The organism is Stenotrophomonas sp. C3(2023) (assembly GCF_032911385.1).
Lineage (GTDB): Bacteria > Pseudomonadota > Gammaproteobacteria > Xanthomonadales > Xanthomonadaceae > Stenotrophomonas.
Window position 1 is genome coordinate 3,510,849 of sequence record NZ_JAWJLO010000001.1, and the last position, 23,768, is coordinate 3,534,616.

The 23,768-nt window shown below is 66.2% G+C and carries 10 protein-coding genes; 3 read left to right on the top strand and 7 right to left on the bottom strand.

Annotated elements, in window-relative coordinates:
* Window positions 1–3 precede the first annotated feature (3 nt).
* Window positions 4–1,662, bottom strand: coding sequence for an MFS transporter (locus RZA67_RS15605; RefSeq protein WP_317213638.1), 1,659 nt, complete (start codon window positions 1,660–1,662; stop codon window positions 4–6).
* A gap of 94 nt (window positions 1,663–1,756) precedes the next feature.
* Window positions 1,757–3,193 carry a DcaP family trimeric outer membrane transporter gene (locus RZA67_RS15610; RefSeq protein WP_317213639.1) on the bottom strand — a complete coding sequence of 479 codons (1,437 nt, stop codon included), beginning with the start codon at window positions 3,191–3,193 and terminating at the stop codon, window positions 1,757–1,759.
* Between the two features lie 257 nt (window positions 3,194–3,450).
* Between RZA67_RS15610 and acs the strand changes: the two genes are divergently transcribed.
* From acs to RZA67_RS15625, 3 genes are all read left to right on the top strand, one after another.
* Window positions 3,451–5,394, top strand: a complete 1,944-nt coding sequence (gene acs, locus RZA67_RS15615; protein ID WP_317213640.1) for an acetate--CoA ligase — start codon at window positions 3,451–3,453, stop codon at window positions 5,392–5,394.
* A 119-nt stretch (window positions 5,395–5,513) separates the two neighbouring features.
* Window positions 5,514–6,179 carry a response regulator transcription factor gene (locus tag RZA67_RS15620; RefSeq protein WP_317213641.1) on the top strand — a complete coding sequence of 222 codons (666 nt, stop codon included), beginning with the start codon at window positions 5,514–5,516 and terminating at the stop codon, window positions 6,177–6,179.
* A gap of 303 nt (window positions 6,180–6,482) precedes the next feature.
* Window positions 6,483–7,058, top strand: a complete 576-nt coding sequence (locus tag RZA67_RS15625) for a manganese efflux pump MntP family protein (RefSeq protein ID WP_317213642.1) — start codon at window positions 6,483–6,485, stop codon at window positions 7,056–7,058.
* 117 nt (window positions 7,059–7,175) lie between these two features.
* Here the strand turns inward: RZA67_RS15625 and RZA67_RS15630 are convergent, their stop codons facing one another.
* From RZA67_RS15630 to RZA67_RS15650, 5 genes are all read right to left on the bottom strand, one after another.
* Entirely contained in the window at window positions 7,176–10,631 is a 3,456-nt protein-coding gene (locus RZA67_RS15630) for a PAS domain-containing hybrid sensor histidine kinase/response regulator (protein ID WP_317213643.1), read from the bottom strand.
* 139 nt (window positions 10,632–10,770) lie between these two features.
* Window positions 10,771–14,073, bottom strand: coding sequence for a hypothetical protein (locus RZA67_RS15635; RefSeq protein WP_317213644.1), 3,303 nt, complete (start codon window positions 14,071–14,073; stop codon window positions 10,771–10,773).
* Window positions 14,074–14,331: 258 nt separating this feature from the next.
* The gene (locus tag RZA67_RS15640) at window positions 14,332–17,130 is read right to left on the bottom strand and encodes a hypothetical protein (RefSeq protein ID WP_317213645.1); all 2,799 of its coding nucleotides are present in this window, start codon (window positions 17,128–17,130) and stop codon (window positions 14,332–14,334) included.
* 252 nt (window positions 17,131–17,382) lie between these two features.
* Window positions 17,383–20,664: a hypothetical protein gene (locus RZA67_RS15645; protein WP_317213646.1), complete on the bottom strand. Its 3,282-nt coding sequence runs from the start codon at window positions 20,662–20,664 to the stop codon at window positions 17,383–17,385.
* 71 nt (window positions 20,665–20,735) lie between these two features.
* Window positions 20,736–23,684, bottom strand: a complete 2,949-nt coding sequence (locus tag RZA67_RS15650; RefSeq protein ID WP_317213647.1) for a hypothetical protein — start codon at window positions 23,682–23,684, stop codon at window positions 20,736–20,738.
* Window positions 23,685–23,768: the final 84 nt, after the last annotated feature.

Here is a 23,768-nt window from a genome sequence, read left to right on the forward strand (position 1 = left end):
CGGTTACTGGCGGATATCCACGTTCTTCGTCTCACGCAGGAACAGGCCACCGATGACCACCGACATCAGCGCGATGATGATCGGGTACCACAGGCCGTAGTACAGGTTGCCGGTACCGGCCACCAGCGCGAAAGAGATCGCCGGCAGGAAGCCACCGAACCAGCCGTTGCCGATGTGGTAGGGCAGCGACATCGAGGTGTAGCGGATGCGGGTCGGGAACAGCTCGACCAGGTAGGCGGCAATCGGGCCATAGACCATGGTCACGTACAGCACCAGCAGCCACAGCATGAAGATCGTGCCGGCCCAGTTGATGCGCGCGTTGTCAGCCTTGGCCGGGTAGCCCGCAGCGGTCAGTGCGTCCTTCAGCTCGCCACCGAAGGCAGCGGCCTTGGCCGTGCGGTCCTCGGCGGTCAGGCCCGCCGCCTCGTACGAGGTGACCTTGCCGTCACCCACGCTCACCACCGCCAGCGAACCCGGCTCGGCCGACTGCACGTCATACGGCACACCCGCCTTTGTCAGTGCCGCGGTGGCCACATCGCAGGAGCTGGTGAACTTGCGCATGCCCACCGGATCGAACTGGAAGGAGCAGGTGCTCGGGTCGGCGATGACCAGTGCCGGTGCCGAGGAACGGGCTTCTTCGATGGCCGGATTGGCGAAGTGGGTCAGGCCCTTGAAGATCGGGATGTAGGTGATGGCGGCCAGCAGGCAGCCGGCCAGGATGATCTTCTTGCGGCCGATACGGTCGGACAGCCAGCCGAAGAAGATGAAGAACGGCACGCCCAGCGCCAGCGCGGCCGCGATCAACAGGTAGGAGGTGGTGGCATCGACCTTGAGCATGCTGCTCAGGAAGAACAGGGCGTAGAACTGACCGCCGTACCAGACCACGGCCTGGCCTGCGGCCGCACCCAGCAGCACCAGCAGCATCAGCTTCAGGTTGCCGCCCCTGAGACTGTCACGGAACGGGGTCTTGGAGCCCTTGCCCTCGGCCTTCATCTGCTGGAACAGCGGCGATTCGCTCAGCTGCAGACGAATCCACACCGAGATGCCCAGCAGCACGATCGAGACCAGGAACGGAATGCGCCAGCCCCAGGCTTCAAACGCCTCATTGCCCAGGAAGTAGCGGCAGGCCAGGATGATCAGCAGCGACATGAACAGGCCGAGGGTGGCGGTGCACTGGATGAAGCTGGTGTACAGACCGCGCTTGTCATCCGGTGCATGTTCGGCCACGTAGGTGGCCGCGCCGCCGTACTCGCCGCCCATCGCCAGGCCCTGGGCCAGACGCAGGATGATCAGGATCACCGGTGCGGCAAAGCCGATCGAAGCGTAGTTGGGCAGCACGCCGACGAGGAAGGTCGAGATGCCCATGATCAGGATCGTGACCAGGAAGGTGTACTTGCGGCCGATGCGGTCGCCGAGGCTGCCGAAGAAGGCCGCGCCGAACGGACGCACGAAGAAACCTGCGGCAAACGCCAGCAGGGCGAAGATCATGCTGGTGGTTTCGTTGAAGCCGCTGAAGAACTGCTTGGCGATGATGGCTGCCAAGGACCCGTACAGAAAGAAGTCATACCACTCGAAGACCGTGCCGAGGCTCGACGCGAAAATGACCTTCTTGTGGCCTTTGGTCAGGCTGCCCGCTGGCGCGGCGCTGGGTGTGCTGGACATGAGACGCTTCCCCTCCGAAGCAATCGTTGTTGGTGGTTGCCGGCCGTAGCCGGCAACCGCGTAGCTGTATTGGCCGACCAGGGTCGGCCGATGTTCAGAAGCTGTACTTGGTGGTGAACTGGACGCGGCGGATGTCACCGCGGCGGCCGTCCTCGATTTCGCGCACGCCGTACATCAGCTCGGCGCCGACATCGACCTTGGGCATGGGTGAGTAGAAGACGTTGCCGCGGATGCTCTGCACGCTCTTGGTGACCAGCGGACCGAGGCTGCCGTCGTTGTCGTAGTCGCTGCGCGCATAGATCAGGTTGGTGCGCAGTTTCGGGCTGAAGGCATGACGCCAGCCGACATAGCCGGCGAGCACGCCGGTGGTGGCCAGCTCGTCGCGTGCGGCGTCATAAGCGGTATCGGCGGTGATGCCCAGACCGATATAACGCGAAATACCCTCACCACCGGTCAACTGGTAGTGCAGGCTGTCGCTGTCGGCCATGACCCACTTGCCGCCCAGGGTCAGGCCGCCGGCGACCTTGCTGGCATCAGCGCCCGTGCCCTGGTTGTCGACCTTGAGCTGACGCACCAGGCCGGCCACGCCAAAGGTGCCCCAGTCGCCCTTCCAGCCGTAACGCACGGTCAGGTCAGGCAGGCCGCCCCGGTCGGCGCTGGCGCTGGCATTGGTCCACACGCCGGTGACCGGATTGCGCGTGCCGGTGAGCGTGGTGGTTTCCGGGTTTTCCAGCGCGACGCTGAAGCCGCCGTTGGTGTAACGGATCTGTGCCTGGCGGACGAACACCACGCCATCGGTCGGGCCGACGAAGTCGACCGCCTCCGGCAGCGATGCCGCGTCCATGAAGTTGGACCAGGTCTGGCCGGCCATCCAGTTGTTCCAGTACATGTAGGCGTGACGCAGGGTCACGCCATACGTGTTGGTTGCGGTCTGGTTGCCCAGCGAGTTGCCGAAGAAGTCCATTTCAAAGAACGCACCAGCCTTGTCACCGGACTGGCTGACGTTGTCGATGCCCAGGTTGAAGCGCGAGAACTTGGCGTGCGCGTTGTAGTCGACGCCGGAGCGCTCGCCACTGCCGCCGGCGCCCTGCACCGGCGTCTGCCCGGGCAGGTACAGCGCGCGCCCGGTGGCGTCGTCGGCAAGCTGCCCATCGCCGGTCTGGGTGGCCAGGAAGTCGGCCTTGATGAAGCCGCCGATCTTGACCGTGGTGCCCGGCGCGGCCCCCGGGGTGATGGTGGTGACCTGGATCGGCTGCTTGCCGGCTGGTACTGCCGGGCGCTGCTCGGCCTGCACCGTTCTCACCTCGGTGACGGCCTGCTGGGTCTGGCTGATCTGGCTCTGTTGCTGCTGCTGCGAATCCAGCAGTCGCTGCACCTGGCGCTCCAGGTCGGCGACCCGTGCCTCCAGCGCCTGTTCGCGTGCGGACTGACCCTTTGCGGTCTGTGCGAACGCCATGCCCGGTGCAACCAGCGCGACCAGCAGGCAGGCCGCCAACGGTTTGCGCACGGTGTTCAACGTACGGTGGCTCATGTTGCCCTCTCTCCCAAGTGGCAAGGTTGAAGCCGCGCGTGGGGCACGGTTGACCCGAGCGTGCGACGCCCTGCCGCACCCCCGCTATTGGCCATTAGTCGTACCCGCCTCGTCCCGATACGCGTTACCCCTGCCGGTTACGACCAAGGTCTAAGCACCGTCGACACGCGCGTGCCCGGTGATGGGGCAAACTGGAAGGGAAAGGTCGCGCGGCATGCTGCGACCGCACATAAGTCCACGTGCAAGTGAGGGTGCAGATGGCTGACGTTTATCCGGTCGATTCCCAGTTCGCCGCCAAGGCGCGCATCGACAAGAGCACTTACGAGAAGCAGTACAAGGCGTCCATCGAGAATCCAGACGCGTTCTGGGGCGAGGCGGCCAAGCGTCTTGACTGGCTCAAGGCGCCGACGAAGATCAAGAACGTCAGTTATGACCTGGCTGACTTCCACATCAAGTGGTTTGAGGATGGCGAGCTCAACGCCAGCGTGAACTGCCTGGACCGTCAGCTGGCAACACGTGGCGACAAGACGGCCCTGCTGTTCGAGCCGGACAGCCCGGAAGCACCGGCGCAGCACGTCAGCTACCGCGAGCTCTACGAGCGCGTGTGCCGGCTCGGCAATGCGCTGCGCAACCTCGGCGTGCAGAAGGGCGACCGGGTCACCATCTACCTGCCGATGATCGTCGATGCGGCCGTGGCGATGCTGGCCTGCGCGCGCATCGGCGCGATCCACTCGGTGGTGTTCGGCGGCTTCGCGCCGAACTCCATCGCCGACCGCGTCAGCGACTGCCAGAGCAAGCTGATCATCACCGCCGACGAGGGCCTGCGCGGTGGCCGCAAGGTCCCGCTGAAGGCGAACGTCGACGCAGCGCTGAAGCTGCCGGGCACCAACACCGTTGAAACCGTCCTGGTGGTGCGCCACACCGGCGGCGCGGTGGACATGCAGGCCCCACGCGACCGCTGGTTCCACGATGTGGTCGACAGTCAGCCGGCGACCTGCGAGCCCGAGCGCATGAATGCCGAGGACCCGCTGTTCATCCTGTATACCTCCGGTTCGACCGGCAAGCCCAAGGGCGTGCTGCACACCACCGCCGGCTACCTGCTGTATGCCGCCTACACGCATGAGGCGGTGTTCGACCTGCGCGAGGACGATGTGTACTGGTGCACCGCCGACGTGGGCTGGGTCACCGGCCACAGCTACATCGTCTACGGCCCGCTGGCCAACGGTGCCACCTCGCTGATGTTCGAGGGCGTGCCGAATTTCCCGGACACCTCGCGGTTCTGGAACGTGATCGACAAGCACAAGGTCACACTCTTCTACACCGCCCCGACCGCAATCCGCGCCCTGATGCGCGAAGGCGACGAGCCGGTAAAGAAGACCTCGCGCGCCTCGCTGCGCCTGCTTGGCAGTGTTGGCGAGCCGATCAACCCCGAGGCCTGGCGCTGGTATTACGAGGTGGTCGGTGACAGCCGCTGCCCGATCGTGGATACCTGGTGGCAGACCGAGACCGGCGGCATCCTGATCTCACCGCTGGCCGGTGCGATGGACCTCAAGCCGGGCTCGGCCACCCTGCCCTTCTTCGGCGTGCAGCCGGCGCTGGTCAATGCCGACGGCGAGATCAAGGACGGCGCCACTGAAGGCAACCTGATCATCCGCGATTCGTGGCCGGGGCAGATGCGCACCGTCTACGGCGATGACCAGCGCTTCATCGATACCTATTTCCGCACCTACCCGGGTGCGTACTTCACCGGCGACGGTTGCCGCCGCGACGAAGACGGCTACTACTGGATCACCGGCCGCGTGGACGACGTGATCAACGTCTCCGGCCATCGCATCGGCACCGCAGAGGTGGAAAGCGCGCTGGTCTCGCACCCGAAGGTGGCCGAGGCCGCTGTGGTGGGCTTCCCGCACGATGTGAAGGGCCAGGGCATCTACGCCTATGTCACCCTCGTCGCCGAAGAAGCCCCCAGCGATGAACTGCACAAGGAGCTGATCGCCTGGGTGCGCAAGGAAATCGGTCCGATCGCGACCCCCGACCACCTGCAGTGGGCGCCGGGCCTGCCGAAGACACGTTCGGGCAAGATCATGCGCCGCATCCTGCGCAAGATCGCCGAGAATGCACCTGACCAGCTCGGCGATACCTCGACCCTGGCCGACCCCTCGGTGGTGGCTTCGCTGGTGGACGAGCGCAAGGTCAAGTAACGCCGCACGGCGGTGACGCAGCGATGCGGCCTGCAGGCACCCGGGGTGGGAGGGCTCCGGGCACCGGCACCGCATCGGGCGCACCGCCCTGCCCCCTGTTCCCCCGTATGCTGAACATCATGCCCACCCTCCTGATTGCCGACGATCATCCGCTGTTCCGCGAAGCCCTGCGCGGCGCCGTGCAACGTGTCATTCCGGGTGTCCAGCTGTTCGAAGCCGACAGCGTCGAAGCGCTGTATGCACTGGCCGACCAGCACAACGACGCCGACCTGGTCCTGATGGACCTCAACATGCCCGGCGCACAGGGCTTCAACGCGCTGGTGCACATGCGCTCACTGCACCCGCACCTGCCAGTGGTGGTGGTGTCGGCCCGCGAAGAGCCCATGGTGATGCGGCGCGCACTGGACCACGGTGCGTTCGGTTTCATTCCCAAGTCGGCCGACTCCGACACGATCGGCCAGGCACTTGGTGCCGTGCTTGATGGCGAAACCTGGGCGCCCCCGGAGGCACATAACGTGCCGCCCACCGGCCGCGAGGAGCGCGAGGTCGGCCAACGCCTGCGCGAACTCACCCCGCAGCAGTTCCGCGTGCTGCAGATGCTCGGTGCCGGCCGCTTGAACAAGCAGATCGCCTACGACCTCAACGTCTCCGAGGCCACGATCAAAGCGCACGTCACCGCCATCCTGCGCAAGCTGGGTGTCACCAATCGCACTCAGGCAGTGCTGATGGCCGGCAAGCTGGCCATCGATGACGACGCGATCGTGCTGCCGCCGGAAGAGGACTGAGATCCCGCGGCCGGGCAGCCTTCGCGCCACCGGGTGCTGATATAGCCTTGGCTATGAAAACCAGCCTTCCCTGCGCATTCGCGCGGGGACGGTGACAGCGAGCGCAGGGGTGCTAAGCTTCGCGTCCCCTTGGGGAGTAGCCGGATTCCTTTGCAGGAGTCGTCCACGTCAACATACTCGGCCAGTGCGCCGTGGCGTGGACAACCATGATGGTTGGCGAGACCAGCGGTCTGCGTGCGCAACATGAGGTTGGGCGCGAACGCAGGCCGTGCGTCCGTCTTCGCCCGACCCTCCGCTGCCGCCATGTCTCCTGTTTCCATGCTTCTCATCGGCTTTGCCATGTCCACCGACGCCTTCGCCGCCGCGATCGGCAAGGGCGCGGCGATGCGCAGGCCGGCGTTCCGCGATGCGCTGCGCGCCGGCTTGATTTTCGGTGCGATCGAGGCGATCACCCCCGTGATCGGCTGGCTGCTCGGCCGTGCCGCTCTGCAGTACGTGGAAGCCTACGATCACTGGATCGCTTTTGGCCTGCTCGGGGTGCTGGGCCTGCACATGATCTACAACGGGCTGCAGCCGGAAGAAGCGGAGAGTGACGAAGAGGCCGCACGCCACCATGGTTTCTGGCGTCTGGCGCTGACCGGCTTCGCCACCAGCATCGACGCACTCGCCGTCGGCATCGGCCTGGCGTTCCTCGACGTCCACATCGGCGTGATGGCACTGGTGATCGGCCTGTGCACCCTGACCATGGTGACCGCCGGCATCATGCTCGGCCGCGTGCTCGGCAGCCTGGTCGGCAAGCGCGCCGAGATCGTCGGTGGCGTGATCCTGCTGCTGATCGGCGGCACCATCCTGTACGAACACCTCAGCGGCGCCGCCTGAGCCGTTGACCGGCTTCCGTAAAGCTGCTCCCCGGTCGGCTGCTCTCCGTGCAGATCGCGATCACCCCAACGCGCTGCGCGCGTGAGCCGACCGTAGGGTCGGCTTTACCCGGTCGCGCTAGTCTTCGCTGCGGGTCTCGCGCAGGGCGGCCAGGAAGGCGCGCAGTGATGCGGGTTTGATCGGCTTGGTCAGCACGCGATAACCGCGGTCGCGGGCCATGCGCTTGAGCTCGTCGCGACCATCGGCGGTCAGCAACGCGCCGGGCAGGGGCCGCGCTGCCGCCTCGCGCAGCGCGATCAGGGTGTCCAGTCCGTCAAGGCGATCATGCAGGTGGTAATCGACCAGCATCACATCCGGCTGCTCGGCGACCTTCTGCAGGGCCTGGTCCACCGTGCTGGCGGTGATTACCTGCACCTGCCAGCGGCCGAGCAGCGCGCGCATGCCATCGAGGATCTCCTCATCATTGTCCACACACAGTACCCGCATCCCCGCCAGCGAATCCGATCGCATCGGCGAGGCGGATGAAGCTGGTACGGCTGCCGCTTCTGTGACCCCCTGTGCCGGTACCACCCGTGGCAGGATGATCGAGAACATCGATCCCTTGCCGACGTGGCTGCGGGCATTGAGTCGATGATCCAGCAGGCGCGAGATGCGCTGGCAGATCGACAGTCCCAGCCCCAGCCCCTGTTCGCCCCAGTCGAACGGCTGCTGGTACCGGTGGAACTCCTCGAAGATCTGCCGCATGTGGTGCTCGGGAATACCCGGGCCGGTATCCCATACCTGCAGCTCCACCTCTGCGGCACGGACTCGCACGGCCAATACAATGCGACCCTGCCGGGTGTAGCGCAGCGCATTGGCGAGGAAATTCTGCAGCACCCGGCGCAGCAGACGGCGGTCGCTGCGCACCCAGGCGGGCCGTGCGAATACGTCCAGACGCAGGCCCCGCCCGGCGGCCACCGGTGAGTACTGAGCGGCGAGTTCGCGCATCAGCGCGCTGACGTCGAACTCACCGATCAATGGATGCAGGCCACCGGCATCCAGCCGCGACACGTCCAGCAGCCCGTCAAGCAGCTCTTCGGCGGCACGCAGCGAAGCATCGACACGCTCGGCCAAGTGGCGCTGTTCCTCGTTGTTGCCATGGCTGTCGCGCAACGCAGAGGCGAACAGCCGCGCTGCGTTCAACGGCTGCAGCACGTCGTGGCTGATGGCGGCCAGGAAGCGGGTTTTCGACTGCTGGGCCACCTCGGCTTCGTGCGAGCGCTCGGCAACGCGCTGCTCCAGCGTTTCGTTGGCTTCGAGCAGGGCCTTTTCCGCGTGCTTGTAGTCGGTGATGTCGTTGTAGCTGGTCACATAGCCGCCGCCGGGCAGCGCCTGGCCGCGCATTTCGATGACCTTGCCGTCGCTGCGGGTACGCTCGAACACATGCGCCGAACCGGCCCGCATGTAGCCGATCCGCCGGTTGATCTGGTCCTCGATGTCACCCTCGCCCAGCTCGCCGCGCTCGGCGTTGTAGCGGATGAGGTCGGCCACCGGGCGGCCGACATACAGCATTCCGTCGGGATACCCGAACATGTCCTGGTAGCGGCGGTTCCACGCCGTCAGCCGCATGTCCGGATCGACCACACTGACACCGGCGCTGATGTTTTCCAGCGTGGTGGACAGGATCTCGCGGTTGAAGCGCAGTTCCTGGCCGGCCTCATCCAGTACGGCCACCACCTCGCCCAGGTCCATACCCGAGCCACGCAGCAGACTGGTCAGCAGCAGGCGCGCCGAGGCCGCGCCGATCGACGCGGCCAGCAGGCGCTCGGTGAACTGCACCCAAGGCCGGTCCGCCGCTGCCTGGGTCTGCAGGTCCCGCCCCATCGACTGTGCCTGCTCGAAGAACGAGCGGCGCGCGTGACGTTCACCAACCACGCGCGAAGCCAGCGCGAGCAGGTCGCCGACATGCACGTGACCCGGCCAGCCACCGGCCACCGACGGACGTTGCGCATAGGGGTCAAGGAACGGCGCGGCACGCAGCCGCTCATCCACGCCCGGCCGCCAACGCGCTGATACGAGCATCATGGTGGCTGCATTGACCAGCAGCGACCAGAAGGTGCCATGGGTCAGCGGATCCCAGCCACGCAGGCCGAACAGGGCCTGTGGACGCAGCCAGTCGAGACCGAATGGCCCCTTAAGCACCCAGCCCGCATCCAGCCACCCGGCCAGGGTCAGCGCGGGCAGCAGCAGTGTGTAGATCCAGGTGGCGAAGCCGAAGATAATGCCCAGCTCGACGCCACGCCGGCTGGCACCACGCCAGTACAGCCCACCGATCAGCCCCGGGGCGAACTGCGCAACAGCGGCGAACGCCATCAATCCGTACGAGGCCAGCGTGGCATCGTTGCTGGTGCTGCGGTAGTAGCTGTACGCCATGAAGGCCAGCAGCAGAATCGCCAGGCGGCGGATCCACAGCACCCTTGAGGCGACATCCGCCGCTTCCTGGTGGTCGCCACTGCGGCGCAGCAGCACCGGCATCACCAAGTCGTTGCTGACCATGGTCGCCAGCGCGATGGAGGAGACGATGACCATGCCGGTAGCGGCGGAGAAACCGCCGACGTAGGCCACCAGGGCCAGCGCATTGCGCCCTTCGGCCAGCGGGAAGGCCAGCACCATGGCATCGTCGGCCACGCCACTACCCGCCCCGAACAGGGTGACGCCGGCGGTGGCGATCGGAATCACCATCGCCGAGATCACGACCAGGTAGCCGCCGAACATCCAGCGCGCGCGGCGTACATCGCGCACGTCACCGCATTCAACGACGGCTACATGAAACTGACGGGGCAGACAGATGATGGCCAGGAAGCTGAGCAGCGTCTGCGACACAAACCCCACAGGTGGCAGCGAGGTGAACAGCGTATGTGCCGACTCGACTACTGCATCGGTGCGGTCGTTGAGCCACACATAGGCGAACACGCCCACGGCTACCATGGCCAGCAGCTTGACCACCGACTCGAAGGCAATGGCCAGCATCATGCCGTGATGATGCTCGGTGGCGTCTACCTGGCGGGTACCGAAGAGCGTGGCGAACAGTGCCATCAGCAGCGCCACATACAGTGCCGGGTCGCTGAAGTAACCGGTGGGTCCGTGGTTGTCGGTCAGCACCTCCAGGCTCATCGCCACCGCTTTGTACTGCAGGGCCAGATAAGGGACGATGCCGACCAGCGCGATGACCGCCACCAGCGCGGCCAGCCGCCGTGAGCGGCCGAAGCGCGAGGAAATGAAGTCGGCGATGGACACCACGTTCTGGCTGCGTGCCACCAGTGCGAGGCGCTCGATCAGCCGCCAGCCGAACACCATCATCAACAGCGGGCCGATGTAGATCGGCAGGTAGCCAAAGCCACTGCGCACCGCGGTGCCCACCGCGCCGTAGAAAGTCCAGGACGAGCAGTACACCGCCAGTGCCAGGCTGTAGACCACCGGCCGCAGCCACGGCCGATCGGGGTACATCGGCCGACGGTCGCCCCACCATGCCACGCCGAACAGCAGCGCGGCGTAGGCGATGGAAACCAGCAGAAGAACCCAGTTGGAAACCAAGGCAACGCTCCGGGGCAGGCGGTCGCGACAGTTTAGAGCGACCGCCGCCTGCAGACGAGCCATGCGGTCCGCATGGCCGTTGCTTCAAGCCAGGCCAGTCAGCACGCCGCCAGTGGCGGCCTGACCTGGGCGCGTGCCATCAGCGCGTCAACCCGCGGGTCTTGCCTGCCGAGGCCTCCCGGCGACGTCCGGCCACCTCGGCGACAGCCTCGTTGATACGCTGCTGACGTGCACTCATGCCCGTAGGCGATGAAACTCCAGCCTGTCTCGCCGGCATGGGACCCGACGTGGCGCGTGATTCCCGGTACTGCTGTGCCTGGTACTGCCTGGCGGTCGCCTGCCGCTGCTCGAGAGTATGTTGCCTACTGCCGCCCAGTGGGGTCCCTGCCGATGTCACCGACACGCTCGAGGATCCTGCACGAACGGGCATCAAAGCAGGTGCCCGCTGCGCGGGACCGCGCGCCTCATAGCACTCGACGTCTGGCCCCGGCACCCAGGGATTGGGCGGCCCCGGAATACGCGTCGGCGGGTTCACGACCTCCAGTGGACCAAAGGGCACGTTCGCGCCCGCGACCCGGATCATCGGCTGCACCAGCTGGACCTCGTTGGCAACCTGCGCGCGCGCCTGCTCTCGAAGCAGGCTGCCCATGTCACGCAGCCGGCCTGCGCCGTCCGCCGATGGAGGGGCTACCGCCGCCATTGCTGCAACAGGTGCCGGCTGAACCTGCGGCGGTGGCCGGTTTCCGGAGTTGCCGGCAGTGGGCGTCTGCACCACGACCGATACCGATTCAGTCGTGCCGTCTGCGCGATAGATCACCTGCTGCTGGACCCGCACGGGCTCGACAGGGAGCAGCGAAGCCGCATGGGCCGGCAGGGTCGTCAGCGCCGGCTGACTCGCCCCGGCCGCGGACACCGCCTTCGGCGTGGCGACGACGCTGCCTGGCGGTGCACCTGAAGGAGCATTCTCGGGGCAGCTCCGCTCCAGCAACGCCGGTTGAGCCGAGGAGCATGACATCGACCTGCGGATGGCTGCCCGTTGCGATTTCCTGAGCTCGGTTCGCTGGAACGAGGCGGCACATGCGGCGATGTTGAATGCACTGCTCTGCGCACTCCACCGGGCACTGATCGCCCTTCGCTCGGCTTCCCTGCGATCCCGCTCCTGTGACCGGAGCTGGGCCGAGTACTCCCTGGCATCGGCATACTGGGCCTGCCGCCGCTGTTCATGGAGGAGGTTGGTCGACAGCAGGCTGCCCAGTGCCGCGCGTGATGCAGCTACCGCTTTTTCATGTCTGGCCTGGAGCTGGGCTTCACGTTGACGCTGCTGCGCTGTGGCCTCGATGCCTGCAGCATACGAACGATGGGCATTTTCCTGCTGCGGCGCGACGTTGCGTTGGATCTGCGCGTTCAACGTCTGCAGATCGCGATCCACCGGCATACCTGGCCGATCCCGCAGTGCCTGCGCAGTTGCCGGAGAGCCGAAAACCGGAGACTTTGCCAGCGCCTTCTTCAGCGGTGCTTTCTTTGGCGAACCACTGAAAACGCTTCTCTTCGACTCATCGTAGACATTCAACTCGAGCAGGTCGGGGCAACGCTGCCCGGCAATCTCGCCGTAGATCAACTGGGTCAACGGCTGCAACGCCTGACATGCACGTCCAGGCAGCAGTTCCTGCAGCACCGAAGCTGCGCGTGGCTGTCGTGCAGAGGCGTGCGTTGGGGTTTCCTGCCCGGCGATAGCTCTCCTGACCTCGGCATCCGAGGCATGCGGCAGCGCATCCCGCAGCGATTGCGCCACCATCGCCGGAAGCAGCCCGGCATTGCTGTGCGCACTGCTGCCTGCGGGCGGAAACAATGCCTCGTTCCTTGCCAGACGGACCAGCCCGAGGGTGACGTCCGGAGCAAACAGAACACGGGCGCGATCGCGCGGCGCTGCTCCAGCCAGATCCGCAAGCTGCTGCGCCACCAGGGATACCCGTCCTGAATGACGACGCGCGTCGGTTGGCTGGCATAGGCTGAGGAGCTTCTCCACCACCTGCGCAGGATCGATCTTCTCCCTCGAGGGCAGCGCCCCGCCGCTGACGTCGAACTGGTGGCGATAGGAGTCGATGTCATCCAGCATGAAGTCGGCCAGCCGGTGACGCAATGTCTGCACGGGGTCTGCGCCTTCGGCAAGACCAGGCTCAGCATGCAGCAGCGCGTTGATCAGACAATCCCCATCAGCAGGCACGGTCACGGTGCGCTCGACACGCATCGCATCTGCGCCAACCAGCGCCCTGCCCACATCGTAGTGCAGCGCCCCCGATCGATCCTGGCTCTGGATCAGCACCACATCGTGGGCCAGATCCAGGGAAGCTGCATCCCGGCTCTCGTTGCCCTGAGCGTCGTAACGCACAAATGATCCGGCACGTTCACTGTAAACAACCAGACCGCGCTGTGCTGGCCACGTGGCGAGCCGTACTACCGTGGCCGGTACCAGATCGCCTGCTTGAATGTTCCAGGCGCGAGGTACCCGTAAGCGATCAATCTCCGCAACTGCTGCTGCGAGCCTGTCAGCATCGTGGGTGCTCGTTTCCTGCAGGAAACGCTGCATGGGAGCGCTGTACGCATCCCTCTCTTCCGGCTCTGCAATGGCCGGTACCGTGGGGGCTCGCGTCCATTGCAGCGCAGGGTTCTGGCCACCGGCCCGCGCCATGGCATAGTCCTGGGTCGTCGACCAGTGCTGGTAGGCGACAAACGTATCCAGCGGGACGCCCCGCTGCGCGTTATGCAGATTTGCACCGACGAGTTCTGCAATGAGCCGTTGGGCTGCCGGGTCGTCTGAATCGAGCAGACCCACACGGGAGACCGGCACCGGTCCGATATGGATTTCATCCATACCATCAAAGTCGTAGCGCCCCCCGGACTCCGGGACCGATTCAGCTCCATCGCCATCGACCCAGCCGGCAACATCGATCCCTTGCAGATCCAGCACGTACTGGTACAGGCGGCCGTCGTGCTCCCCCGACCAGGTATCAAAGATGGAGTTGCTTGCCCCGACGGTCGCACTGCCCATCAGCGAGCCGCCACCACGCATGTCATCAATTTCGCGAAAGCTGTCGGATGCTGGGAAGACCCCCATCCGCTGCAGGGCTGCAGGTGTGAATCTTCCGTCCACACGGAAGCCGACGGTACGCTCCGGGTCCGCGCCTGACTCCCGCGCGATCTCCTCCAGCATTGCGCGCCGCTCATCCACGGTCTGTCGCAGCATTTCGACATGGTCATTGCTGATGGCTTCAGCTTCGTCCACTTCCATCATGCTGTAGCCCGCCGCATTGAACGCCGCCTGTATCGAGGCCTGAGTACGTGCGCGGTACGCCGGCCGCAGTACCGCCGGTGCCCGGCGCCTGGCGTGCCTGGCATCCCCGTTGACAGGCCGGGCGTTGTTGCTGTCCTGGTTTTCGTTCACGCTATTGCTCTCCTCGATGATGGGTTGTCCGTTGCTGCGGTGTGAGTGCTGGTTGGTATAGCCGCAGGGCCCGTCGTTGCCAGCAGAGTGACCTGCGGGGGGGGGGCGAACATCAGGGCATGGTGGCGCCTGCCACGATGATCACGCGCCGCCACACGTGCATCTGCGCAACGAGAGCGCTTCGATCGCCACGGATGCCCACAGGCGGCACGGGCGTGCCCCGCGGCCATGTTTCAGTTCCAGGAGTGGATGGCCGCCTCATCGCTCCATGCCCGGTCGCGAACGCGGCGTGCGACAGCCCTGCTCGAGTGCGCGATGCTGTTGCCGGTAGTAGATCGTGCCGCTCTCGGAGTGAAACGAGACATTCGTCCCGCGCGGCAGGACCGCGGCAAACGGCTGCTCGGCGCCGCGGTTGAACAGGATTCCAACCCCGCCCGACGTGACGCGCACATCACCGGGATGAAACGTTACCGGTGCCCGTTCGGGCTGCGCCGCACGGCGGCCACGCTGCGTGTCGAGTCGCGCCGACGACGGTGCCAACCAGTCGCGTGTCTCCAGCGGTCGGCGCAGCTCCGCATGCAGTCGCTGCTGCTCCGTCTGGTGCGGCAGGACCAGTGTCGGTGTTCGTTCCCAGCTGGGCCACGTCGCTTGAAGCGTGCCCTGCTGGTCAAACTCACCACAGCGGGCGGTCACCGGAACGGACACTGTCTGGCCGATCAAGGTCGTACCGGCTGGAACGTGCAGCAGGCACGTAGCATCCGCCGTGCCCGGCAGCACAGCGGGATGCGGCGATGATGCGGCTGCACCGGGCAGCCCGGGCCGGGGCGGGCTGTCGCGCGAGGGCGCAACCGGTGAATGCTCGACAGCCAGGGCGCGCGCCCCCTCCACGGGCCGCATCGGCGGCGGCGCCTGCTGGACCCGGGCGTGACGCCGGGCGTCCGCCTGCGCCATCATCCGCGTGCTGAAAGCCGCCATTTCCACGGCGCACTGCGTTCGCAGCCGGACCCGCTCATCGTGGCTGGCAGCCTCTTTTCTGGCGGCGTCGTGCTCCCATACCTGGCGGACATCGGCACGCGCCATTGCGCGTTGCTCATCATGCCGATGCTGGTCCGCCAGGCGCTTGGTTTCGAACGGCTGCATGAACTCATTCCAGCATTGTTGCTTGAGGGCCCAGCGCGTCTGGGCCGCGATCTCGCTGCCGCGGCGGGCGAGATCGGCCTGCGCTGATGCTTCAGCCAAGCGGATACTTGCAGTGCGCCAGAATCCCGAGGTCTGCCGGACCTGGCCGATGAGCCCATGCAGATCGGATGACGTGCATCCGCCTGCGTCCTGCGCTGTGAGCACCGAGGGATCGAGCACGGTCGGAGGGTAGATCCCGATTCGCGGCTGCTCCTGGTCCAGCACCTTTCTGAGCCGGCGGTGGCTGGCCCGGAACCTTCGTGGTTCGGCTGGAACGCGGGTGTCGTCAAGGCCATTGCCGCACAAGGACGGGGCCTTCTGATAGAACAGAGTCGTCAGCGGCTCAAGTGCCGCCATTCCACGCCCAGGCAGCAGGCCTGCCAAGGGTGTGTCGGGAACAAACACGGTCTGGTCCGGGTCGGCCCCCAGGGCGGCGGCGATGGCCTCCCTGCCTTCCGCCGTGACAGCCATGTCCTCGAACGTCTGATCCAACGCTTCGGCCAGCAGTGCAGCCACCGGCGCAGCGATCGACAGGCCGGTGCGCAGCACGGCCGCAGGTGGGTAGCATGCGTTGTGTACCAAGGCGTTGACCACGCCGTTCAGAATCTTCCTGTCGAGCAGGATCAGTCGCCGGTCGGCCAGGTCGCGCCCGCTCAGCTCGTACACATGCTCGGCCAGCAGGGTGAGCCGCTCCACCCTGTCCGTTTCCGAGGCCGCCGGCATCAGCAGCCGCTGCATCTCCTGTCGCAGCGCCTCTGCGTCGGCGCCGGGGCCGGCAAGGGCGCGCGGCCATTGCGGAGGACCCGGATCCGGCTCCCCGCGAACAGCGGCCCGGGACTTCGCCGAAGCGTCCTTACCTGATTCGCAGACCTCGGCAAAAGCGCTCATGTACTGCGACACCTGGTCCGGCCGCCCTTCAAATGCACCGATAAGCGGCAGCGCCGGCTGCGCCGTCCGGGGCAAGGCGCGGGAGGGATATTCGCCAAGCAGGGGTTGCTCATCGGCGAGGACGCTTGCCAGCTGGACGGCGCGCCCGTCAGCGGTGCTCACCGTGGCCTGCGTGAGCTGCGGCGCCAGGCGGACAGCCTCGTCAAAGATCAGCTCCACAAGCGGCTGCAGCGCCTGCATGCCTCGGCCGGGCAGCAGTTCGGACACAGCGCTTCGGGCATCGGCGGCGTCGCGGCGCAGCAGCCCGACAACCGCTTCGCTGCCGCCGCTGCCAGCTGCAGCATGCAGGCTCGTGCGCAGTGTATCGGCCAGCAGCATGGCGAAGGGGGCGGCCAGCGAAACGTTCGCCTTCCAGGCCTCGTCCAGTGGGTGGCAGGCGATCTGGGTGGCTGCGCTGACCAGGCTGGCAATTACATCCGCATCGTCAAGTACCTCACTGCGCTGCGCCGGCGGTAGTTCGCGGGCGGCGTGCAGCAGGCTGCATAGCGCTGTCAGCGTATGCAGACGCGAAGATGCATCCGGACCGAGCCCGCACAGGCCCACCAGCAACTGACGTGTCTGCGTCGGCGTCAGCGCCTGCGGTGGCCCATCCTGGCCCAGGAAGGGAGCGTAGGCTTGCATGTGCTGGCTCATGTAGTCAGCGACATGGCCGCGCAGCATCCGCACATTGCGCGCCACTTCGGCAGGTGGAAGCAATTCGGGCAGACTATGTAGAACGGCATGGAACAGGCAATCGCCATCAGCTGGCATCCGCGCGGCAACGCGGAATTGGAGGCTGTCATCGACCTGCTCGACAGCACCTGCATCGTAATGCCCATTGTCGTAGATCAGGATGACGTCGTTCTCGACATCAACCCCCTCCCTGCCGTGCACAGGATCGTCTTTCCCGTCGAAACGCACGACGCTGTCCAGCGTGACATCGTGTATCACCAGACGCCGACCCCGTGGCCATCCCTGCAGGCGGGTCAATGTCGGCGCCACAAGGTCGGCCGCAGGCGTGTTCCAGACGCCACGGCGACACAGGGCATTGATCGGGTCCAGAACCGTATCCGGCGCCCGGAAACGGTTCGTGGGGTGTGTTCGTGGCGTCGGTACACGGTGTGTCGCCGGCCTGCTGGAACCTGCTCCCATATGCTGCTCTCCTCGCGTTGTCTGGTTGATGCCGCTGACGTTGCCGCCCTGTCATCGACTCATGCCGCCGCCGGACCTTCCCGGCGTCGACGGGGTGCCCGGTTGCAGAGCACGTGTGGCGGGTTGCGCCAGGCGACGCACCGCTGCACTGTCCGCGATGGCACCCGGTCGCTGGGACCCCCGCAGCATGAGGGTGGACGTGGATACGCCCGGCAGAACCGCAGGTGCCTGCCTGCCGTCACTGCCCGATGGGTGCCGTCCAGCACCCCGCACCGGTACCGCATCGCGCGCTGCCAGGTGCGCAGCGGATGCCATCCGCTGCTGCTGCCTCTCGAGGCTGATCCGCTGCGCTGCCTGTTCGGCATTGGTCTGCATCACCTGTCGATGCTCCGCGCGGAGATGGGCACGACGTTGATCATGGGCCTGCTGCCCCGACACCCGCAGATTGTCGAAGGTCGCCTGCAGCTGCTGCTCGCGTTGCTGGCGCCATGCGGCCTGCGCCGTCTGCTGCGCCTCGCGTATCGCCGATGCAGCCGATGCATGTTCAACAGCCGCGGACACGTGCTCCTGTGCTACGCGAAGCGTTCGACCCCGCATGCGTAACGTCTGCAGCGTCACTGGCAGCATCGCGGGACGGGCAGCCGCCGCCGCGGCTGGGGCGGAGGCGCCGGTCTGCGTTGCTTCGGTCGCGTCCTGCGCGCGTGGATGACCGCCCAGCCTGGGCACCGTCGAGGTGCCCTCCATGGATGCCTGCGTTCGCGCGAGTCCGATCGCGGCCGCGTCTGCTGCAGCCGGCATGCGCCGCCGGTCGGCACGCACCGCCTCCTCCTGCAGTGCCTCTATCTCTCTCCTGCACTGCGCTGCAGCCCTGAGTGCCTTCTCGTTGTAGTCCTGGGTCTGCTCGACCTCCGCGAGGTGGTCCTCCGGTGTCTCCCCTTGGAGTAGTGCAGGCGGCGGTAGTTCGCTGATGGCTTCGTCACGGCGATTGAAGGCCGCCGTGATGCGATCAATGAACCCGCCCGGCAGCAGGTCCGCTACGCAGCGGTGCTGGTAGATGAAGGTGATATGGTCCCGGGACCCGTGCTCACCCCGCACCTCCCCTATGGCGGTCAACGCCCAGAGTTCGGCCTCGCCGAGCCACTGGCCATCCGATGCCAGATTCTGCCCGCCGATGAGCCCGCGTCCGTAGGCCCGCGCGACGCGACGCGCCCGCAGCACGAGCTGGGCTTCGCTCGCCGTCTCCTGGTAGAAGGCCTGCTCGCGTGCGCACCGGTCGAGCATCACGCAGTTGAAGTCCTGTGTGGCTATCTCCAGCCTGGCGGGAAGATCCCGCGCAGAAACCAAACGTTCCTGCTGGTCAATCACCATGCAGGCGTCGTCGAGCGCCAGCAGTGTGGCGTCCCCCCCCTTGCCGGCCGCGCCCTGCAGAATGGTACGCAGCGGCGCACGCAACGGTGCCGCATCACCCTGCATATGATCAAGAAGTCGCGCCACACCCCGCATCAGCGCGGCGTAGCGGGGCGACCCCTGCGCCATCGCGCCTGTGTTGACGACCCCGGCGAGGTCGTCGATGAACTGCCTGGCCGTTTCATCGTCCGCACGCACTCTCAACGCATCAAGATGGGGCGCTGGCGATGCTGGAGGCGTGCCTGCCTCCACGTCCAGTGCCGGTGTCATCGTCACCCGCGTTGCGTCACCGCCGCTGCCGAAACGGTCAGTCTCGGCGGGCGCTGCATGGTACTGGGCTGATAGCGCGCCTACCGTCTCTTCCATCTCTCGCATAGCGACTTCGGAATGCGTCGCGCGCCATTGGCGCTGCTGCGCACCCTCCCTTTGCAGCGAGTCAATCAGCTCGTCGCGCAGCGTCGATAGCTGCTCGTCCTCGTAGGCTTGGAGCCGGTCCTCCGCGATCTGCGCGTGCAGCCGACTCATCTGTTGGACCGCATCCAGCGCGCTCTGTTCCTGGCCAGGCGCGTGCACCTCACCTCGCTGCGCGAGAATATGGCTGTCGAATCCCTGTTGTAACGTGTCCAGATAGACCGGGTTGAGTGAATAGCTGCTCCCGGGCTGGGGATAGATACCGACAGGCGGCTGCTCCCTGGCCAGTACCTGGCGCAAAGGTCGGGCATTCGCCCCGAACAGCCGCCGACGTGAAGACGACACGCGTGTTTCCAGCACCTCATCCCCCAGTATCTCCGGCACTTTCCGAAACACCATGTCGACCAGCGCTTGAATCGCCTGCAGGCCGCGCACGGGGAGCAGGAGCTCCACGGCCGAGCCCGCGGGAGCGCGTTCCCCCGCTCCCCCGTATCCGAGCAGCGCCCGCGCATTACCGATTCGAATGCCGCGGGCCATGATTTCGGCGATGCGGCCACCAGATGGAGGCGCGGGAGGCTCGCCAGCGGCCGCCATCCTCTCAAGGTGGCTTTCGTCACAAACCGCGTTGCTGATCTGAAGGGCGACGGCTTGGGCAAACCCACGCGCCACCGAAACGCCAGGAGCGACTCCGCCTGGGGCGGGATGCTGAGCCAGTTGGATCGCCGAGGCAACCAGTCCGTTCATCACTTCCGCGTCGGCAACGTCGCGCCAGGTGCCGAGCAGCGACCACAGGGTCGAAGCGCGGTCAGCACGATGAGGAACGCCCGGGCCCAGGTCGGCCAGCTCCAGCACCATCTGACGCAGCTCGTCACAGGAGAAGGCACGTGCTCCGCGGTCGTATCGCAGCAGCAATCGCAGGCTGTCGAGGTCGTCCCGACGCAGCTCACCGCGGTCGTCGTCCTCGGGCATGAACGGCCGGTACTGGTCCCGGTGGTCGATCAGATGGGTCACCACCGCATCTCGCAGCGCCTGGACGTTCTGGTCGGCGTCCGACGTACGCCGCAACGCCGGAACCTGGTTGAGAACGGCGTTGAAGAGACAATCACCGTCCTGTGCGATATGTTCGACGATCTCAAAGCGGGGTCCCTCCGGCGTCAGCGTCGCCGAGGCGACGTTGTAGTGACTGCCGTCGTATTGGACGATGACGTCCCGCTCAGGATCGACCTCGCCAGCATCATGCACCACGTGGCCGCCCGGCGTTGCACGCATTACGGCGTTGTTGCGCGCGTCGTGCACCACCAGTCCGCGGTCGGCGGGCCACTCATCCAGACGCAGCAGCGCCACCCACACCAGGTCGGCCGTGTCGCTGTTCCAGTGACCTCGACGTGCCAGAGCGAGCATCGCGCCCAGGCGCGACCTAGGCCCGGCCCGTTGTCGAATCACGGAAAAAGCGCCCTGCTCTTCGGGCTGGACAGTCGTCGATCGCCTTGCCGCATCTTTCTTTGGAGTTCCCATTCAACACCCTCCTTGCTCGCTTCCACGTGGTTGTCTATTCATCTGTTGCCGGTGGGCCAGCCGCGCACGGTTCATCGGCTCATGCCGCCGCGTGGGCAACGTGACGCGCTGCCTTGCCGGCTGGGCGGCAGCTGCGGCAGCCGGCGTTCAGGGCTCGGCGCCGTCAGCGTGCGGCCATCGCTTGTGCGCGCAGGAACCAGGCTGTTGCGCTGGTTGATTGCCGCTGGCGCGGATGGATACACGCCTGCCACCGCTGGCGTGGTCATCCGGCCCGGCAGCGCGCAGGATTCCGATGGGGCAGGCTGCAGCCGCGGCGTGCTGGCACGCGCCCCGCTGACCGAGTACAGCCGTGCGGCATCCTGCACACGGGTGTACTCGCGCTGCAGATATTCTCGCTGGATGCGCGCCTCTGAATCCCGCAGCATCAGCTCGCTGTGCGCTTGCCGGGTCCGCTGCCGCTCGCTGTCATGACCTTGCTGCGCGACGATGCGCTGCCGATCCCATTGCATGAGCTGCTGCTGCACGGCCTCCATACGGACGTCTCTGCAGGCTTGCACAGCAGCCTTGTTCTCCAGACTGATCTGGTCCGCCCGCCTTCTCGACGCCTGCATGCGGTCATGCGTACGCATCAGCAGTGGCCGGGTGGCTTGCAGTGTCTGTAATGCCTCCAGGGCACGTGTACCGCGCCGCTTCCGTGATGCAGGGTGGTCCTGCTCGATCGCTGTGGACGCGTGCGGCTCACGGGCGGCCGGGCAGCTGAAGTGATGGCGATAGGTGTGCAGCCGAAGCAGCATGTAGTCGGCGAGTCGATGCCGCAGCATCTGACGGGCATCACGGCCGCGCGCCAGGGTCGGCTCGGCGTACAGCAGCGAGCGGATCAGGCAGTCACCGTCACCGGCAATGCGCTGCGCGCAGACCCAGTCCAGCCCGTCTTCACGGCGCTCGGCGCGGCCCACGTCATAGTGGAGAGCACCGCCGGGCAACGTACTCTGAAGTAACACCACGTCGGTGTCCGGGCGCACCTGATCGATACCATGGCTCTCATGCCCTTGCGGGTCATAGCGCGTCGTGTGACGCGTGCGGACGTCATGTATCACCAGCCCCCGATGGGCGGGCCACTCAGGCAACTGCACCACCGTTGCGGGAACCAGGTCGCCCGCCTGGATGTTCCAGACGCCCGGCTGGCGCAACCGATTGATCTCCGCCGCAGCGGTGGGATAGTGCTCCTCGTTGAGCCGGCATGCGGGCTGGGGATCGTTGCACACCACCGCAGCGACCATTGCACGGCGCATCCGTTCGTACCCTGCCTGCGCAGCTTGCAGCCTGCGCTCATAATGGGCTCTGGCAGCGGCCTTCTCCGCCCTGACCGCCGCATCATCGCCCGCTGCAGCGTCCTGCGGATACTCCAGCGCGACTGCATGGCGGAGCTGGTCTGCGTCAGCGATGGCAGCCGTGGCCCATGCGGGTGCCTTGGCGTGAAACCGGTCAAGCAGCATCGGATGATTGCAGATGTACCTCTCACATCGCTCGCTGCCTTCCAGGAGACGGATCTCGTGCAGCTGCTGTTCCAGCCACGATTCGCTGAGCTCCCGGTGGGTATTGCGCATCGGCAGTGCCGACCCTGGAATGAAGGAGGCATCGCGCGCGATGGCCATGTTGCGTGCCTGCAGGATGTACTCGACCTCCTCGGTGTAGGGTGCCCACTCGCCCTGGTAGACCTCACCGGCCAGGCGCCGCGCGCGCTCGTCCAGTTCAGCGCCACGGAAGTGCCTGAGCGCAAGGTCCCGCAGATGCGCAAGCGAGATTCCGGCACGCCGGCTCTGTACATCGTCCTCGATGAGGCTCTCCACGTTCCAGCGCGCCAGCGTCATCCGGTTCCCGCAGGTACTGGTTGCCTCCTCGATCAGCTCACCTATCCGGTCGGCCAGCGGCCCACCCTCCCCGCAGTGCGCCAGTACCCTGGCGCCAGACACGATATGCGAAGCCGCGCGACCCTCATCAAGCTCATGCTCATATAGACCGGCCGTCTCGATCCACCGGTCAAAGAACAGCCGGATGGCAGGCTGCGCCTGCAGTGCGTCGAGCGCCGCCACGTCGCGGCCGGGCAGCGGATGCGCGCTCCAGTCTGCACGTACACGCTGGAAAATGGCGTTCCCGACACGAGGCCCCCATTCGGGCATCTGAATCCCGCCGAGTCCAGGCCGCGGTTCACTTCCTTCATCGCCGCTGCTCATGAAGTCGCTGGTGCCGGCATCTTCATCGTCCGGCTCTTCCTCCTGCAGCCGCTCCGTCAGACGGTGCATCGCCTGTTCGGCATCCATCAGGGCCATGTGCTGCGTATGCTCATCCACCTCCTGCGCTTGCGCAATGGCCGCATAGGACGATTGAAGCTCGGGCGGCAACGACCAGGGCGCGGTCAGATCAGGTTCCAGTGCCGCCTGGGCGGCGCGAACCGTCCTTCCGAGATGGAACGTGAGTCCTGCTGCGACCACGTCCTGCCGGGTGCCCGCCAGCACCATCAGACGCGGCAGCGGAGCGGCCATGCGTGCATCGGGCGAGCCCCCGTGGCCCATCAGAGCCACCAGCATTTCCTGGGTGATGTCGTTCTCGCTGATCGACCCGGCCAACCTGCGCAGGAACGTGGCCGCCATGGCAGCGGGCGCCTCGGATGCACTGTTGCTTCCGTCGCAGATCAGGCCGGCGTCACCCATCATCGATGCCGCCGCACTCAGCAGGCGGTCGGCCGCCTGGTTGAACAGGCGCTGGGCCAGCCGGTCGGAAGCCTGGTCGACCTGCACGCCGATGCTGCACAGCTGTTCGGCACGGACCAGCAGGTCCCGTTTCTGGTCTGTCATTTCATCCAGCAGCTCAAGCATGACGTCGAGGAGTTCTTCGTCGCGGTCCAGGCTTTCGTGCGTCTGCGTGCTGAGCGATGAAGCCGCGTCGCCCGCGCTGTTCCGGTCGTCGTTCTCGGTGTCCGCATCGCGATGGCGGTCTGCATCAAGCGTCTCATCGATCATGTGGCTGCTCTCTGGTCGCATCGGTGCCCGCATGGCGGGCTGGAAAGACTCGAACTACGTTGTCGGCGGTGGGGTCCGCCCACG